This is a genomic window from Bacillus sp. NPDC094106 (assembly GCF_044764345.1).
Classification (GTDB): domain Bacteria; phylum Bacillota; class Bacilli; order Bacillales; family Bacillaceae_G; genus Bacillus_A.
In genome coordinates, this window is sequence record NZ_JBIWHY010000003.1 from 30,393 (window position 1) to 48,221 (window position 17,829).

The window sequence follows — 17,829 nt, forward strand, 5'->3', positions numbered from 1 at the left end:
ATGAATTTAAGTAGAAGACTTATTATCCAGTTTATCATGCAGCACATTTTCGTCTTGTTTACTTTACTAATTGCAGTATTAATTGCTTTTGCTTACTTAGTTTATCTCATTGGTACTACATTATACGAACCTAACATCCCAAATTCTGATAATTTCACAATCTCTCAATATATATCTTCAGAAGATGGTCAGATTACATTGCAATCTGATGTAAAAAAAATAATTACAGATAAAAATGACTGGCTCCAAATTGTAGATGATAACGGAAAAGTTCTTTATCACTTCAACACACCAGATAATGTCCCTAAATCTTATACAAAGACATCTTTAGTCGCATATTTACAGCATCATATACAGAGCCCTTATAAATTTACTTACTGGGAAATTGAACTAAAAGAAAAAAAGGCACTCGTTATTTATGGTGGAGTGATGAAAAGTAGTACGATACTACAAAAACTTAAACAAAACCATCCTTCTCAAGTAGTAGATAATTTTGCATTAACGGAACAAGAAAAGAATCTACTTTCTAAGGAAAAGGCACTATTACAAATATTCAACACAAATGGAGAAGAAGTTTTTTCATATCCAAGTGAAAAGAAAAAAACACTTTCAGCAATACAGACAACACTTTCTGAAAAAGAACCATGGAACCATAAGGAAAATATCTCTAGTTTCTATAATTCAGATAGCGGCCTTCTCTTTGTCATAACAGTTAAAAACGATCATTACTATCCCGATGATGAAACAGAAACCGTATTTGCAAAAAAATTTTTCACAGGATTCGCCCTCATTGTTCTCATCGTATTTGTTTACTTAGTCATTCTTTCTATTTGGTATGGAAGAAAATTTGGGAAACCGCTATTACATACAATGCGTTGGCTCAAAAATATAGCCAGCGGAAAATATGAAGAACCTGTAAACAAAAAAGGGAAAGCTGTTCGCTTCCGGCGCTCAGGTAAAGAAAAATGGTCATTCCGTCTGTTTAAAGATGTGACCAACGCTTTAGAGCACCTTTCCGTTACCCTTAAAAAGAATGAATCTATGCGAAAAGTGATTCAGCAAACACGAGAAGAATGGATTACCGGTCTCACGCATGATTTGAAAACACCACTCAGCTCCATTTATGGTTATTCTCTCTTATTAGAATCTAAGCAATATAACTGGACTGATAGTGACATTCAAGAATTTGGCCGCGTGATGAAAGAAAAATCACAATATATGACAACGCTAATTGACGACTTAAGTTTAACTTACCAGTTAAAAAATAATGCACTTCCTACGCAGCTCGTTACTATGGAGATTAACCAATTTGTCCAAAAAGTCTTATTACAGTTCATTAACAATCCAACTCTTCAAAATCAAAATATTGAATTTGTTCCGAGCTCTAATAAAATTTATTACGCTATTGAGGAGAAGTGGTTCCAGCGCATCATTGAAAACTTATTAGCAAACGCTGTGAAACATAATAATGAAACAACAAAAGTAATTGTAAAGCTCGCACAAAATGCAAACTCATTTACACTTTCTATTTCAGATAATGGAAAAGGGATGGACGAAAAAACGAAAGAACTATTATTCGAACGATATTACCGCGGAACAAATACAGAAGAAAGCAATGCAGGAACAGGACTTGGTCTAGCTATTACAAAACAGCTTGTCCTTGCTCATAAAGGTAGCATTTCTATTGAAAGTGAACTTGGAAAAGGAACGACAATTATTATCATATTCCCGCTCTCCTAACAAAAAGAGACCTTCCTAGTATACCAATCTAGGAAGGTCTTTTTCTATTTCCCCACTAATACAAATACATTCTCATCCGGTGCCTCCATCACGGCCACATGCCCTGATTCTGTTTGAAACGGTTCACGGATCCATTTTACATCTCTATTTTCTTTCAAACGCTCATATGTTTCACAAACATCTTCTACCAATATTTCTACTTCCATGAAATCAATATTTGGATGATCGCTTAGCACTAACTCCGAGCTATGTTTATCTGGAAATTTCAATCCTATTAACGTCCACACTCTATCATTTTCTAAATTTCTCTCTACAATCCAGTTTTGTTTCAGGCCCATTGATTTATAAAACGAAACAGATTTCTCTATATCCTTTGTATGTATCGATACGCATTCTAACTTTTTAAACATACTCCCATTTCTCCCTTTATATAGAAGAGCGAATCATTTTTTATGATTCGCTCCTTTTTTTATTGTTTCTTCTGCACCGGCAACCAAAGTTCAATTTGAGCAAATTCGCTCTTATCTTCATGACAACGTTCATCATATAACTCAAACTCTACCACTCCAGCATGTTCATATCCTGAATGCGGGAACCATTCTGAGAAGACTGCATTCCAAGTTTGCTGAATTGATGCGACCATATCTTTGTGAGGTACTTTTGGTGTTGTAAATACAGCGTATGTTGCTTCTGGGAATGTACGCTTCGTAAGTTCACTTGGCATATTCTCAAAGTCTGTAACCTCCATTCCGATAATATAAGTAAAATCTCCTGTTTCTAAATTAAAATCTGTGCACATCCCAAGCTCTACATATTGACTTGTATCTTTACGATTTGGAATGTTATCCGCTAGATTTTTTTGTAAATAACGATCCCAAAATACCGGAATGTCTTTGAGATTTTTCTCCTCTTTACTAGACGTCTTCATTTCATATCCAGCAACTAAAAACGCTGGCTTGTTCACAATACGAAATTCCATCTGTATTCCCCCTAAATATGGATTCAACTTCCTCTGTTTCACATTCACTTTGTAATACATCGGCGTTTTTATTTCTTGCTTTCGATACGCACTTGGCGTCATTTGAAACAATTTTTTAAAGGCTCTAGTGAACGTTTCATGAGATTGAAAGCCATGCTCTAATGCAATATCAATAATTTTTTCGTCTGTATGAGAAAGCTGATAAGCTGCCCGAGCTAGCCTCCTCTTACGAACATACTCCATTACAGTGTCACCAACCATCGCCTGAAACACGCGGTGAAAATGATATTCTGAAAACCCTGCAATATGAGCTAAATTACGTAACGTTTGTTTTTCCATTACATCTTCTTCAATATAATCAATTGCCTTTTGAATTTGCGTTTCATAACTTTCCATCTCTGTTCACCCGCCCTATATGTATTATGATAAAAGAAAGCGCTATTCGTTTCTTGACGTTTTTTGCTTTTATCCCGCCATTTGCGGGAAGTAAGGCCTTGTAAAAAGTTAGGCGCGGGATAAAGAATCTCCCGCCGATTAAAATTTTACTGTATTTTACAAAAAAGAGTGAAACTTATCCAAATAGCACTTCATGATAAGAAAAGCAGCTACCAATGGCAACTGCTTTTCTTATTTATTCAAACGTAACCTCTATCTGGATAATCTCTGACCGACTTCCAAGTCTAAGCGGCGGCCCCCAAAATCCAAATCCTGAGGAAACAATGGCGTGAAATGCACCTTTTTGTACGTATCCCCAATCTAGTTCATACATGCGTTTCGTAATGATATGATTCGGCGCCATTTGTCCACGGTGGGTGTGACCTGATAATAGTAAATCTACACCTGATTCTGCTGCTTGTTTTAGTTCAAATGGCTGATGATCCATTGCGATAACAGGAAGTGATTGATCTACTGTACTCATTAGCTCTTCAAAACTTTGACGATCTCGCTCTGTTTTATCCCTTCTTCCAACGAGATAAAAACTGTCTTCAATTGTAATGACTTCATCTAAAAGAATATGAACGTCAATCTTATCCATCTCTTGTAGAAATTCAGGGATAGCTCTACCGTAATATTCATGGTTTCCTAGTACACCGTATACGCCTAATGGAGCTTTCATTTGTTTCATAATTTGTCCCATGTTTTTCTGAATAAACACTCGTGGATGATCGTCAATTATATCTCCAGGTAATAAAATAATGTCAGGTTCCATTTCGTTTACATGATGGACTAGCCTTTTTAAATGAGAAACGCCAGATAGTTTACCGAAATGCATGTCAGAAGCCATCGCAATACGTAAGCTTTTACGCCCTTCCACTTTTTTCGGTATATGTACATCATACTTTCGAACGACTGGACTATACGCATTATACATCCCGTAACCGAAAATAAATAGAAATAGAATGAAAACAACAGTCCCTGTCCAAATAATAGCTGTCTCTGCCTGAACGGATAACAATTGTAAAATAAACACCGTTAAATCAGCTAGTGGCAATAGTATAAGCGCGTATTGTATCACTGCAAACCAATAGGAACCAATTGTTCTTAACAAAGGAAGAAACTTAAACACTTGAACAAGTAAATAAGCATATGAGAATAAACCTACCAGTAAAGCATAATATCCCCATGATTCCCAGCCAAAGAGCGTCCGCAGCCACACCCAGCCATTCCATCCGATGTAAAACATCAGTACTGTGTATACAATAAAAATAGTACCCATATTGAAATATCGAAGACTTTTCACAACAGACCTCCTCTTCTATTTCTCTTATTATAACTTGACATCCATTTATAATGTAAATATTACGCACCTGTAACTATGTTCATTTTAGGGGTAATTCTGTTTTGTTAGCTTGATGGGCATGGGGGAGCATCAGGATTATGCGAATTTACAACGTTAAGGAAATTTCAATATAAAAAGCCTAATTTCTCAATTTAATGTTAAGAAATTAGGCCTTTTTCATTACTCTATTAAAATACCCGATTGTGAAGGTTAAATATATTATACAAAAACTTCCGACATACCTTCCTACCGCATTTTTTAAAACTGGATATTTTGAAAAAGTGAAATGGTCAGAATTAGTGTTGATAAAATACCTGCAGACATTAAAGTTATTATTTTTCGTCCGTTTTTCTCTTTATTATTCTTTTTTGAAGATTTTACAATCTCTCGGGACACCGCACTCCATATAACTATAGATACTAAGGCTACTATGGAAATAATATCTGTAGACATATTTGATACCTCCTTAATTTATGATTTGTCTGAATTTTAGCATACATTATTCCGTTAAGGGTACGATTGTTGAACAAAGATTAACCATTATTCTTTAAATAAACTGCCAGTTTAAGTATAAACCCTACTAATCTCAATAGGGTAAAGTCTATTGGTACATAATCAAATCACAGTTAAATTAGGACTCCATAATGTCTCATAAGACTTGTATCAAAACGCTTATCGTTGCAAATCAATCTCCGAAAATGATGTGATATTTGCAGCGAAATAGGAAGATAGATATTTGGTCATTAAAAACGGCACCCCAATTATTAGTTACGTCTAACCATTGGGGTACCGTTCATTTTGGGAATTCCTTTTGTTTCATGTATGCATAAAACCTATTTTACGTTTAATAAATACGACCCATTTTTATTTTCATATTTATAGACATGCAAATAATATTTCCCTGGTTTCGCATTATATTCTCCTTTAATGGTATTACCATCATTTTTCCCATATGCTACAATGTTTTCTAAATCTGATTCATGATAAAGTGTCCATGTCATTCCAATTTGTTTTTCATTTAATACGGAAATATCTATATTTTGCGGTGAATTAATCGTAAAAGTATAGATATCTGACTTATCATTGTCGTTAAGATTTCCTTCAATAATCGTATTGAGATCTATTGGATTTGCCTGTGTATCTTCGTTATTTGGCTCTTGTTCTCGCGGGTTTTTTGAAGTTGAGTCTTCTCCATTTGGTTGAAATCCTAATTTTAACAATATAGCTTTTAAATCTGGTAAAACACCAATTCTATCGTAAGATGGTTCTCCAGATTGTGTTCCTGTGTTCGGATTACTTAAGATGTCTCTTAACTCACTTGGTTTATAAGGTTTACCCAAATGCTCCTTAGCAATACTTTGTATGGAAACGGCTGCACCAGCAATAATTGGTGAGGCGCTCGATGTACCATTAAAGCTAGACGTATATAAATTTTTAGCACTTCTACTTGGGTCCGCAGAAGTTGTATCTACATTTTGCCCCCATCCATATACATCAATTCGACTGCCGTAGTTTGAAAACCATGAACGTCCGTGAGGGACAGTTGATAAAGCAGCTCCGACTATGATTGCCCCTGAATCTTTAAAATCTTTGCTATTACGATTTAAGACTTTTTTTCCATCTTTATCTTTAAATTCATCTAAGTCATTCCAGCCATTTGCTCCGGCCTCGATGATTACGATTCCTTTATCCGTTCCAGTGCGAATCGCATCAAATACATCTGGTTGCACTTCAACCGGTAAATATTTATCACGATATCCTTCATAAGCTGATTGTGCCTCTAACAATAAAACATCACCGGCATTTAGATGATTTACAGCACTTAATATAGCATCCGCTTTGTTATTACTGCCGTCATCCCTAATTTGAGATACTACTTTTACTGTAGCTTTTGGTGCAATACCAATATTGCCGATTTGATTATCTTCCGCAGAAACAATTCCTAGAACTGACGTGCCGTGCCCAGCGTGAGCATCTGTATTTCTTCCGGATATAAGTTCGATATTTTGCTTTTCTAGATCTTCATGATTTAATAGCCAGCCATACTCCATATCTGCAAATGTTATACCTTTTCCATCGCCTCCCTTGATCCCCCAAGCATAAGGTGCATTAATACCGTATGGTGCCTCTTTTAGATATCCTTGGTTTTCGAATCTAGGGTCATCATAGGGATTAAGAAATAATTTTGGCATCTGTACTTCCGGTGGTGTTACATTTTCTGTTTCTTTCATGTATACATCCTCTATTAAAGATGATTGTTTTAATTTTTCTACTAATATTTCAGCTTGTTCATTTTTCGAAACTTGAATTACATAATAATTTAATAAGTTAGAAGATGAAGTATTATTATCGGTTTTAACATTTTCATTTAGATTTTGGATTTCTTTAGGGCTTACAGACGTAAATAAGCGTGTTAATGTTAAATCTGGGAATTCAGAAAAAAACTTTTCTAGTACTATATCATTTTTTTCATGTTTTATTCGCTTTTCTATACCATCCTCATACGGTAAATTCATCTCATTTTTAAACTTTACAATGATTTGCTTTTCTTCTTGTTTTTCTACATTAGATTCTTTTTGCTGTACTACTGAATTGTTTGAAGCAGCACTCACTATATAAGAAGTCTTTCCTAGTCCCGTAAAAGCGGTAATTGCTATTGTAGATACGAGCATTCCTTTTAAAATTTTCATTAATTTCCCCTCTACTTTTTCATTTTTAAACAGTTTCCTATAAAATATCGAAATAATTACGTACAAAGCTTTATACTAAATAAATTATAATGAGTATCTAAAAATATATCAATATATTTAAATATACAATATTTAATATTTATTTACATATATCCATTTTAATTTTCCAACACATAAGTCACTGCTACGTAAAACAATAGGGGACAAATCCTATCTCTCTAGCTAATTGCTCCGACATATATCGTTACAACTCTTTAGAAAACAATTCTAGTTCATCAAAAATCGATAAGTTCATATCAAAAAGGACACCCCTCGCTGATATTTCTACGTAAGGGTGTCCTTTTACATAATGATTTTTTAATGTTTTATTACCTATATAATATTATATGAGGAAATAATAATTAAATTTCATTTTCGAATATTATTACATTAACAAGCGTATTATTTTACTCCTACTTGTTCCCAAGCATTCGCCACAGCTTTATATGTCGCACTATTAACGCCATCGTAATCAGCTGCAGATTGCAATAAAGCAGCACGTGCTTTGCTAAAATTACTTGTTGGTGTTAGATATGTTGTTAAGGCACGGTAATAGATTTTTTCTGCTTTTTCTTTCCCAATAGCATTAATTGTTAAATAAGCAGCTTTATTTGGAATACCGCTATTGATATGTACGCCTCCATTATCTCCTTCTTCTGTTGCTGGTAAATATTGATAGTCTCTCATGTGAGCAGGTTGATCATATTTTTCAGGATTTGATAAGCTGCGAAGTGCATCTCCTGCAACTCCTGGCGTATATACAGCCTCTCCTAAATCCCAATTGGCTGGATCAACGAAATATCCAAATACATCAGAGAAAGATTCATTTAGTGCTCCAGATTGATTTACGTATTGAAGATTAGCTGAATATTCAGTTACCGCATGTGTTAGCTCATGTGCAACGACATCAAGTGAACCTGAAAGTGGTGCGAATTCAACACCATCGCCATCTCCATAAATCATTTGTTGACCATTCCAGTACGCATTATTATAGTTGTTCCCATAATGGACTGCAGAACGAATCGTTTTCCCTTTTCCATCAAAACTGTTGCGATTATGAACATTTTTATAATAATCATATACTTTGCCTGCATAAGCATGAGCATCAACCGCAGGAGCTTGGTCCTTATCTACCCAAACATTATCGTTATCGAATAAATAGTAATTCTTTGGATTATCTGCGTTGCTGTGATTAACTGTAAATGTCTCAATGACGCCACCATTCATCGGCTTTGTTGTGTCTTGTAAATAGTATTTTCCATATTGGCTGCTATAAGTTGTATTAAGATCTTTTCGATCACCAAATACCCCGTGGCCATAGCCTTTTTGCGGAGTATCTGCATCTGTAACTGCATTATATGAATCTACAATTGTTCCATCTTCTGCGTTTACATAGATTTGCCAGTTCGCTCCATAAGGCTTAATGAATTGTAATTGTACTTTATAAGTTAAATAATAATTCCCGTCTTTTTCATAAACAACTAAATCTGCGTTTTCATTTGTAGATTTTAAGTTTTCTTTCACTTGTTCTAATGGATTTCCACTTGTTTCTACTAATGTATCTTTTTTTGCAAGATTAATATGTTTCCATGCATTTGAAAGAGCTGTTTCTTTTGTAATCTTTGCTTTTGTGTTTTCTTTCAAACTATCTGCAGCAGCTGGATGTACGTCTCCATTTACTGTTGTTACTGTTCCATCACTCTTTGTATGAACAATGAATTGTGCACCATCAACTGGTACTTTATTGATAGATTGAATGTACACATAATGTTTCATCCCTAAATCATCTGATTTTACTTCTTTAAATGTTAAATCAGTCTGTGGATTGATTTTAAATAACTCTTTATTTTCTTCAAGGAACACTTTCACTTCTTTTTCTGTTTTCACCTTTTTATCAGATAGTTCTCCTGAAAGAAAGGATGGGTTCCCTTGTTCTTCATTCCACGTTTTTTGTATAACTTCCATTTTATCCAAAGCTTCTTGCTGTGATACTTGCTCTTCTGCAAAGGCAGTTGAAAATGGAGCACCTAAAACCATTCCGGTGGCTAGTAATGTAACGACTGTTTTTTTCATTCTTATTTCCCCTTTCACTATTCCCTTAAATAAAGATGCATCTCACTAAGTAGTATACAAACAATTGTATTATAATATATAGATTTATGCATAATTGCATATATTAACTTTTTACTAGTCTTTTTAATATATATAAATAATAATAAACCAATATTATTTTAATTGATTACTGAGATATCATCACATCCAAAATATCTTATCGTTCTCCCCTTCTCGATTAACAGCTTTACTAATTTTAGTTCTTTTAAAAAAAAACAACAAAAAAGCAACAAAAAAACGACATTTCTAAAAAATATGTCGTTTTTTGGCATTTTTTATTATAAGATATATAACGTAATATAAAGATTTAATAAGGATGTGGTTTAATGTCAATTCTAAAAAACACTAAAATTGGTACGAAGTTGAATACATTAATGATTACAGCTAGTATTGCATGTATTCTCTTATCCATTATAGGAGTTATCTCTTTAAAAAAAACGAGCGAAGCTTCTGCAACTATGTATGACGAAAGGTTACTTCCGATTTTTTGGATAGAATCTTTAGAATCTAATTTCTACGACCGCAATTGTAATTTCATGGAACTTATGATTACAACTGATGAAAAAAGAACCAAAGAATTAACAAATAATATAGCTCAAGTGCAAAAAGAAAACGATGAGTTATTAAAAAAATTCGAGTCTAAAATCCATTCACAAGAAGAAAGGGAATTATATGAGAATTTCCATAAAAACTTTCAAGAATACAGAACTCAACAGCAAGAAGCACAAAATTTAGCAGTAAACAATACAAATGAAGAAGCTTATGCTTATTATTTAAAAAACACTGAGCCCGCTATGCATAATGCAATTAAATCTATTCAAGAACTTGTGAAATATAATAGTAGCCAGGCTGAAAAGTTACAAAAAAATAGTACGGACGATGCACATACTATAATACTGACGTTTATTATTATTTCAGTTGTTGCGGCTGTAATTATTACATGTATTGGATATATCACTAAAATAGCCATTAAGCGTCCAATTACTTTATTAGAGCATGATATAGCACAAGTAGCGGATGGAAATTTAGTCATACGTACTTCCTATCAAGCAAATGATGAATTAGGAAATATTGTTACCTCTTTTAATAACATGTTAGATAATTTACAACAATTAATTGAAAAAATCCATGTAACGACATATGAAGTTACTTCCTCTACCGACAATATGTTACAAAATACAAAACAGGCATCTAAAATATCTCATGAAGCCGTTCAAACCATTAATGAAGTAAACAAACAAATAGAAGGACAAGTTACTAATATTCATGAAAGTTCAACAGCAATGAATGACCTAACAAATGGCGTTCAAACAGTAGCTGAATCAGCAGCAACTGTTGCTGAAGTATCTGTTGCTACAACAGACCGTGCAAATAACGGAAGTAAAGTAATTAAGCAATCTATTACGCAAATGAATAATGTACATGCAATTGTTGAAGAAACTTCTACAGTGATAGAACGTCTTATTATGCGTACACAACACATCGATAAAGCTTTAGACGCGATTACAAATATTGCGGAACAAACAAACCTGCTAGCTTTAAATGCCGCAATCGAAGCAGCACGTGCAGGAGAAAATGGAAAAGGTTTTGCAGTTGTTGCCGCTGAAGTGAGAGATTTAGCGGAACAATCGAAGCAATCCGCAAATGAAATTAATAATTTAATTAAAGCAATCCAACAAGATACAAAAGATACTGTTCAAATTATGAAAAAAGGACACGAAGAAGCTACACAAGGAAGAGATGCTGCTAATGAAGCAGACGAAGCCTTTTCAACAATCATGAAAGACATTCATAAGATAACACGCCAAATTCAAGAAGTATCAGCTACAACTGAGGAAATGTCTGCTGGAACTGAAGAAATTAACGCTTCACTATCAGCAGTATCAGAAACTTCTACAAAAGTAGCGAAAGATACAAATCAAACCGTACAAGCCATTCAAACACAAGCATCATCCATTACAGAAATAACAAATCAATCTATGCAAATAAGAAAAAAAACCGAGGAATTAGAAGGATTAATTTCCCAATTTAAAATTAAAGAATAAAAATTGTTTATAAATATAATTAAAAGTAAAAGACAATCAATTCACGGTTGTCTTTTATTTTTTATAATTTTTGGTTGATGGACATGCGGTAGCAACACAAGCAGTATTAGATTCTATTTTAATCTATTACTAAGATATCGTCACATCCAAAATATCTTATAGTTCTCCCCTTCTCAATTAACAGCTTTACTAATTTTAGTTCTTTTAAAAAGCAACAAAAAAACAACAAGAAAACAACAAAAAAACGACATTTCTAAAAAAATATGTCGTTTTTTGGTATTTTTTATTATAAGATGTATAACGTAATATGAAGATTTAAGAGGAGTGTGGTTAAATGTCAGTTCTAAAAAACAGTAAAATTGGTACGAAGTTGAATACATTAATGATTACAGCTAGTATTGCATGTATTCTCTTATCCATTATAGGAGTTATCTCTTTAAAGAAAACGAGCGAAGCTTCTGCAAGTATGTATGACGAAAGATTACTTCCAATTTTTTGGATAGAATCTGTAGAATCTAATTTCTACTACCGTAATTGTAATTTCATGGAGCTTATGCTTACAACTGATGAAAAAAGAAACAAAGAATTAGCAAATAATATAGCTCAAATGCAAAAAAGCAATGATGAGTTATTAAAAAAATTCGAGTCTAAGATCAGCTCACAAGAAGAAAAGCAATTATATGAGAATTTCCACAAAAACTTTCAAGAATACAGAGCTCAAGCGCAAGAAGCACAAAACTTAGCAGTAAACAATAAAAATGAAGAAGCTTATGCTTATTATTTGAAAAACACTGAGCCTGCGATGCAAAATGTAACTAAATCTATTCAAGAACTTGTAGAATATAATGGTAACCATGCAGAGCAATTACAAAAAAATAATACGAGCAGTGCACATACTACAATACTGATGTTTATTATTATTTCAGTTATTGCAACTGTAATTATTATATGTATTGGATATATTATTAAAATCGCTATTAAACGTCCGATTGATTTACTACAACATGATATGGCACAAGTAGCAGATGGAAATTTAGTAGTACGTACTTCCTATCAAGCAAATGATGAATTAGGAGCTATCGTTACTTCTTTTAATCACATGTTAGATAATTTACAACAATTAATTGAGAAAATACAAGTAACGACACACGAAGTTACTTCCTCTACCGACAATATGTTGCAGAATACAACACAGGCATCTAAAATATCTAACGAAGCCGTTCAAACCATTAATGAAGTAAATAAACAAATAGAAGGACAAGTTACTAGTATTCATGAAAGTTCAACAGCAATGAGTGACCTAACAAATGGCGTTCAAACAGTAGCTGAATCAGCAGCAACTGTTGCTGAAGTATCTGTTACCACAACAGATCGTGTAAATAATGGAAGTAAAGTAATCAAACAATCTATTACACAAATGAATAATGTGCATGCAATTGTTGAAGAAACTTCTACAGTGATAGAACGCCTTATTATGCGTACACAACACATCGATAAAGCTTTAGACGCGATTACGAACATTGCGGAACAAACAAACCTGCTTGCTTTAAATGCCGCAATCGAAGCAGCACGTGCAGGAGAAAACGGGAAAGGATTTGCAGTTGTTGCCGCTGAAGTGAGAGATTTAGCGGAACAATCCAAGCAATCCGCAAATGAAATTAATGATTTAATTAAATCCATCCAACAAGATACAAAAGATACGGTTCAAATCATGAGAAAAGGACACGAAGAAGCTACACAAGGAAGAGATGCTGCCAATGAGGCAGACGAAGCCTTTTCAACAATTATGAAAGACATTCATAAAATAACACGCCAAATCCAAGAAGTATCAGCTACAACAGAGGAAATGTCTGCTGGAACTGAAGAAATTAACGCTTCCCTATCAGTAGTATCAGAAACTTCTACAAAAGTAGCAAAAGATACAAATCAAACCGTACAAGCCATCCAAACACAAGCATCATCCATTACAGAAATAACAAATCAATCCATGCAAATAAAGAAAAAAATCGAAGAATTAGAAGGATTAATTTCCCGATTTAAAATTAAAGAATAAAAATCATTTATGAACATACTAAAAAGTAAAGGACAATCAATTCACGGTTGTCTTTTACTTTTTATAATTTTGGATTGATGGAATTACATCTTTTGACTTAATTTGAGATTTGCATCTGAACTATCTAAACTATTATTGGACTATATTTAATAAATATCACACGTAATACATATATAGGAGTGAAGAAAATGTTCCAGTTAAACAAAGGAGATAAAATAGGAGTTTTTTCACCATCATTGCCTGGTACATATACATCACCTACTAGATTCGAACGTTCCAAACAGTTTATGGAAAGTAAAGGGTTTATTATAGTTGATGGAAGTCTTACTGGAAAGTATGATGGTTATCGATCTGGGAGTATAAAAAATCGTGTTCAAGAGTTGAACCTATTCATTCGTAATCCAGAAATTAAGTGTATTATGTCGTCTGTTGGAGGAAGCAATTCGAATTCTTTACTTCCTTATTTAGATTACGAAGAAATAAAAAAACAGCCGAAAATTTTTGTTGGATACTCTGATGTTACCGCAATCTTATTAGGTATTTATGCTAAAACGGGTATGACAACATTTTATGGCCCGTCCTTAATTTCATCATTGGGAGAATTCCCTCCATATGTAAATGATACATTTTCATCCTTTGAAGATATGCTCATAAAAAATGAAGCACTTCCGTATGAATATCCTATATATCCTTTTTGGACAAATGAACAATTAAATTGGCAGACACAAAATCGTCCCAAAGCAAATTATCCGAATGAATGGGTTTGTGTAAAGGAAGGCGTAGCAACAGGGCGACTAATAGCTGGAAATTTGATGACAATGTTAAGTATATGGGGAAGTCCTTATATGCCTGTTATTCATAAGGGAGATATTTTAATGATTGAAGACTGTAAAAAAACAGCAGCGATCGTTGAAAAGCATTTTAGTTTCTTAAAAATAAACGGTATATTCGAAAAAGTTGGCGGTATAATTCTAGGAAAGCATGAACAATTTGACGATCAAGGAACAGGCTTAACGCCATATGATATTTTGCTTGAAGTAATCGGAGACACGAATATCCCAATCTTAGCGGATTTTGATTGCTGTCATACACATCCTATTGTCACAATGCCAATTGGAGCAACTATTGAATTAAATGCAACGCAGAAGACGGTTCGGATTTTGGAGTTTTAGTAAATTAACATTATTTTACTTATTTGAAGTTCAAAAAGCTAGCAACCTGCTAGCTTTTAAAGCATTTTTGTTATAAAGAATCTACATAATTTTTAGCTTCTATATAAATCCATTTTCATTTTTCGACATCTAAATCCCTGCTATGCAGAATACAAAGTAACCTATACTCGTTTGCTCATTCTGTTTTTACTTCGCATGTGGCAGAAAAAGGAACTGACCGCTTCTATGCATGGCCAGATCCTCGCTCCCACCTAAAAAGATGGGGTTTATGTCGTTTTTTAATTGATGTATATAGAGATCAGGAATTAAAGATTACTTCCCTTTCACTACACCTGCATTGCCTTCTCCTTCAAAGCCCTTCTCAATAATTTACCTGTTGTATTCTTTGGCAATTCTGTTAAAAACTCTATGCTCTTTGGTACTTTATATTTTGCAAGGTGTAAAGAACAATAACGCATTAGCTCTTCTTCTGTTACCGTTTCATGTTTTGGAACAACATAGGCACGTACAGCTTCTCCTAAGTTTTCATCAGGAACACCAATAACAACAACTTCTGCAACCGCCTCATGTTGATATAATACTTCTTCCACTTCACGAGGATATACGTTATAGCCACCTACAAGGACGATGTCTTTTTTACGATCAACAATGTAGAAATAACCTTCTTCATCCATCTTCGCTAAATCACCTGTATACAGCCATCCATCACGAAGCACTGCCGCTGTGTCTTCCGGTGCATTGTAATATCCTTTCATTACATTTGGCCCACGAACAATTAATTCGCCTACTTCACCTACAGGAACTTCTTCTCCAAGCTCATTAACAATTTTGTTTTCAACATGCAAAATATTCGTTCCAATCGAACCTGGTTTCCGCGGACGATCTAACGGATTAAAGCAAGTAACTGGTGAAGCTTCTGATAATCCATACCCTTCTGAGACAATAACACCAAATCGATTTTCAAAGTTTTTCAAAAGAGCAACAGGCATAGAAGCCCCGCCAGAAATGCATAATCGAAGTGTCTGAACATCCTCTGGAGTTGCCTCTTCATATAGATATAAATAATTATACATCGTTGGTACTCCGGCAAATATTGTTGGCCCATATGTACGACAAATACGAAATACTTCTTTTGGACTAAACTTTGGTAACATTAAAATCGTCGCACCGTTAATAATGGGCGCATTCACTGCAACTGTTAAACAAAATACATGGAACATTGGAAGTGCCGCAACAACGCGATCATCCGCAGTATATTGTAAATATGACGCGACATCTCCAGCATTACTATATAAGTTTTTATGTGTTAACATAGCGCCTTTTGGATGCCCTGTTGTGCCTGAAGTATATAAAATAACAGCCACATCTTCTTCATATAGCTCAGGGCCTTCATAAGATAGGTCACCGGTTCCTATAAGATTAGTAAACGTTTTCATTTTTTTAGTTTCTGTATGATTAAAATCTGATGAGGTTTCACATATGATGATATGTTCAAGAGAAGGTATTCTTGTTGTAAGAGATTGTATAATCGGTAGAAGGATGTCGAGTGTGATGATTGTTTTTACATCTCCATTTTGTAAAATGTAATGCATTTCGTCTGCTGTGTATATCGGATTAATAGGAATGACTGTTGCTCCTGTTTTCATTGTCCCATATAACCCAACTAAAAAATGTGGTGAATTCCCTACAATTAATGCAACATTCTCCCCTTTTCCAATGCCCATTTTTGCTAAATTACTAGAAAACCTAGTGACCATTTTGTTTAATTGGTCATACGAGACCGACTGATCCATAAATATATAAGCCGGTTTCTCTCCTTTCTTTTTTGCTGTTTCAGCCAAAGATTGAACGAGATTCACACAAACCCCACCTTTATAAAATTTAGAAAATTTAAAAATTCTAAATACATTATATTAAAAGAAAATTAAAGTAGCAAGTAACATTTAATTAATTGCATATAAAGTGAGACTTTAATCCGAGAGAGAGCTTTAGCTCTCTCTCGGATTATTAGTCGAACCAATCGGGCTTTTACGGGCAGTTTACCCCTCACCCGCTTTCTTTATTTTTGACTAAATTTCGATGCAGGGGTATTACTGCCCGTTAAAGCGGGATAAATGAGCATTCATTCATTTTTTTAATTTGAAGTTATATACATTGTTTTTATGCGTTTTCTTGTAACAAAATAAAAAACAGTCATACATACAATATGACTGTTTTTACCATTTAAAAGAATAACGATAAGAAATCTTCTGTTGTTATATTACCAAAGTAACGTTTTACATCTACATCTTCTAGAGCTGTAGCAAATGCTTCTTTGTCAAACTGTACTCCTGTTAAGTGTTCTTCAATATCATGAACATCTTCTACACCGAAGAAATCACCGTATACTTTACACTCAGTCACAGTTCCTTTTGTTACCTCTAAACGAACATCAACTTGTCCAACTGGGAAACGGTGTGAATGTTGTAAATTAAACTTCGGAGACTTCCCGTAGTTCCAGTCCCAATTACGGTAGCGTTCTTCAGAAATTTTATAAATCTCTTTCCAATCTGCTTCTGTTAGCTCGTATGTTGGAATTTCTGTTTCACCTTCAAAAATTGTCGCAAGAAGAAGTTGTTTAAACTCTTCTGTTGTCATCTTTTCGTTTAAAAATTCCGTAATGTTTGCCACGCGGCTACGGATTGATTTAATTCCTTTTGATTGAATCTTATCCATTTTCACTTTAAGCGCTGATACAACGTGATCAATTTCAGAATCAAACAATAATGTACCGTGACTAAACATGCGGCCCTTCGTCGAAAACTGTGCATTACCTGAGATTTTTCTACCTTCCGCTAAAATATCATTACGGCCGCTAAGCTCTGCTTTTACACCTAATTTTCCAAGCGCTTTTGTAACAGGCTCAGTGAATTTTTTAAAGTTATGAAAGCTATCCCCATCATCTTTCGTAATAAAGCTGAAGTTTAAGTTCCCTAAATCATGATATACAGCGCCTCCGCCTGATAAACGTCGTACAACATGAATTCCTTTTTCTTTTACATAATCAGCATTAATTTCTTCTACTGTGTTTTGGTTTTTTCCAATGATAATGGAGGGTTCATTAATATAGAACAATAAATATGTTTCGTTAATATCTAAATTTTTCACACAGTATTCTTCAATTGCTAAGTTAATTGTAGGATCTGTAATCCCTTTATTATCAATAAATAGCATCGTTTC

Annotated in this window: 12 protein-coding genes; 4 read left to right on the plus strand and 8 right to left on the minus strand. The window is 34.0% G+C overall.

What is annotated here, in order from left to right:
• Nucleotides 1-1,740, plus strand: a complete 1,740-nt coding sequence (locus tag ACIQ7L_RS05010; protein WP_400567188.1) for a sensor histidine kinase — start codon at nt 1-3, stop codon at nt 1,738-1,740.
• 44 nt (nt 1,741-1,784) lie between these two features.
• Here the strand turns inward: ACIQ7L_RS05010 and ACIQ7L_RS05015 are convergent, their stop codons facing one another.
• The 6 genes from ACIQ7L_RS05015 to ACIQ7L_RS05040 form a co-directional block, all read right to left on the minus strand.
• Nucleotides 1,785-2,150: a VOC family protein gene (locus ACIQ7L_RS05015; protein ID WP_400567190.1), complete on the minus strand. Its 366-nt coding sequence runs from the start codon at nt 2,148-2,150 to the stop codon at nt 1,785-1,787.
• A 59-nt stretch (nt 2,151-2,209) separates the two neighbouring features.
• The gene (locus ACIQ7L_RS05020; protein WP_400567192.1) at nt 2,210-3,115 is read right to left on the minus strand and encodes an AraC family transcriptional regulator; all 906 of its coding nucleotides are present in this window, start codon (nt 3,113-3,115) and stop codon (nt 2,210-2,212) included.
• A gap of 235 nt (nt 3,116-3,350) precedes the next feature.
• Entirely contained in the window at nt 3,351-4,460 is a 1,110-nt protein-coding gene (locus ACIQ7L_RS05025) for a metallophosphoesterase (RefSeq protein ID WP_400567194.1), read from the minus strand.
• A gap of 297 nt (nt 4,461-4,757) precedes the next feature.
• Nucleotides 4,758-4,952, minus strand: a complete 195-nt coding sequence (locus ACIQ7L_RS05030; protein ID WP_400567196.1) for a hypothetical protein — start codon at nt 4,950-4,952, stop codon at nt 4,758-4,760.
• 380 nt (nt 4,953-5,332) lie between these two features.
• A complete protein-coding gene (locus tag ACIQ7L_RS05035; RefSeq protein WP_400567198.1) occupies nt 5,333-7,189 on the minus strand; it encodes a S8 family peptidase in 1,857 nt (618 codons plus the stop codon).
• 441 nt (nt 7,190-7,630) lie between these two features.
• Nucleotides 7,631-9,301 (minus strand): M4 family metallopeptidase, encoded by a 1,671-nt coding sequence (locus ACIQ7L_RS05040; RefSeq protein ID WP_400567200.1) that lies wholly within the window; start codon nt 9,299-9,301, stop codon nt 7,631-7,633.
• Between the two features lie 365 nt (nt 9,302-9,666).
• Here ACIQ7L_RS05040 and ACIQ7L_RS05045 point away from each other — a divergent pair, with 365 nt between their 5' ends.
• The 3 genes from ACIQ7L_RS05045 to ACIQ7L_RS05055 all read left to right on the plus strand — a co-directional run bounded on the left by ACIQ7L_RS05045 (nt 9,667) and on the right by ACIQ7L_RS05055 (nt 14,610).
• The gene (locus tag ACIQ7L_RS05045; protein WP_400567202.1) at nt 9,667-11,385 is read left to right on the plus strand and encodes a methyl-accepting chemotaxis protein; all 1,719 of its coding nucleotides are present in this window, start codon (nt 9,667-9,669) and stop codon (nt 11,383-11,385) included.
• 334 nt (nt 11,386-11,719) lie between these two features.
• Entirely contained in the window at nt 11,720-13,438 is a 1,719-nt protein-coding gene (locus ACIQ7L_RS05050; RefSeq protein ID WP_400567204.1) for a methyl-accepting chemotaxis protein, read from the plus strand.
• A gap of 188 nt (nt 13,439-13,626) precedes the next feature.
• Nucleotides 13,627-14,610 (plus strand): S66 family peptidase, encoded by a 984-nt coding sequence (locus ACIQ7L_RS05055; RefSeq protein WP_400567206.1) that lies wholly within the window; start codon nt 13,627-13,629, stop codon nt 14,608-14,610.
• Between the two features lie 326 nt (nt 14,611-14,936).
• On the opposite strand, the gene ACIQ7L_RS05060 is transcribed toward ACIQ7L_RS05055, so the two are convergent.
• On the minus strand, nt 14,937-16,469 hold the full coding sequence (locus tag ACIQ7L_RS05060; protein ID WP_400567208.1) for a fatty acid--CoA ligase family protein: 1,533 nt from the start codon (nt 16,467-16,469) through the stop codon (nt 14,937-14,939).
• Nucleotides 16,470-16,833: 364 nt separating this feature from the next.
• Nucleotides 16,834-17,823: a lipoate--protein ligase gene (gene lplA, locus ACIQ7L_RS05065; protein WP_400567210.1), complete on the minus strand. Its 990-nt coding sequence runs from the start codon at nt 17,821-17,823 to the stop codon at nt 16,834-16,836.
• Nucleotides 17,824-17,829: the final 6 nt, after the last annotated feature.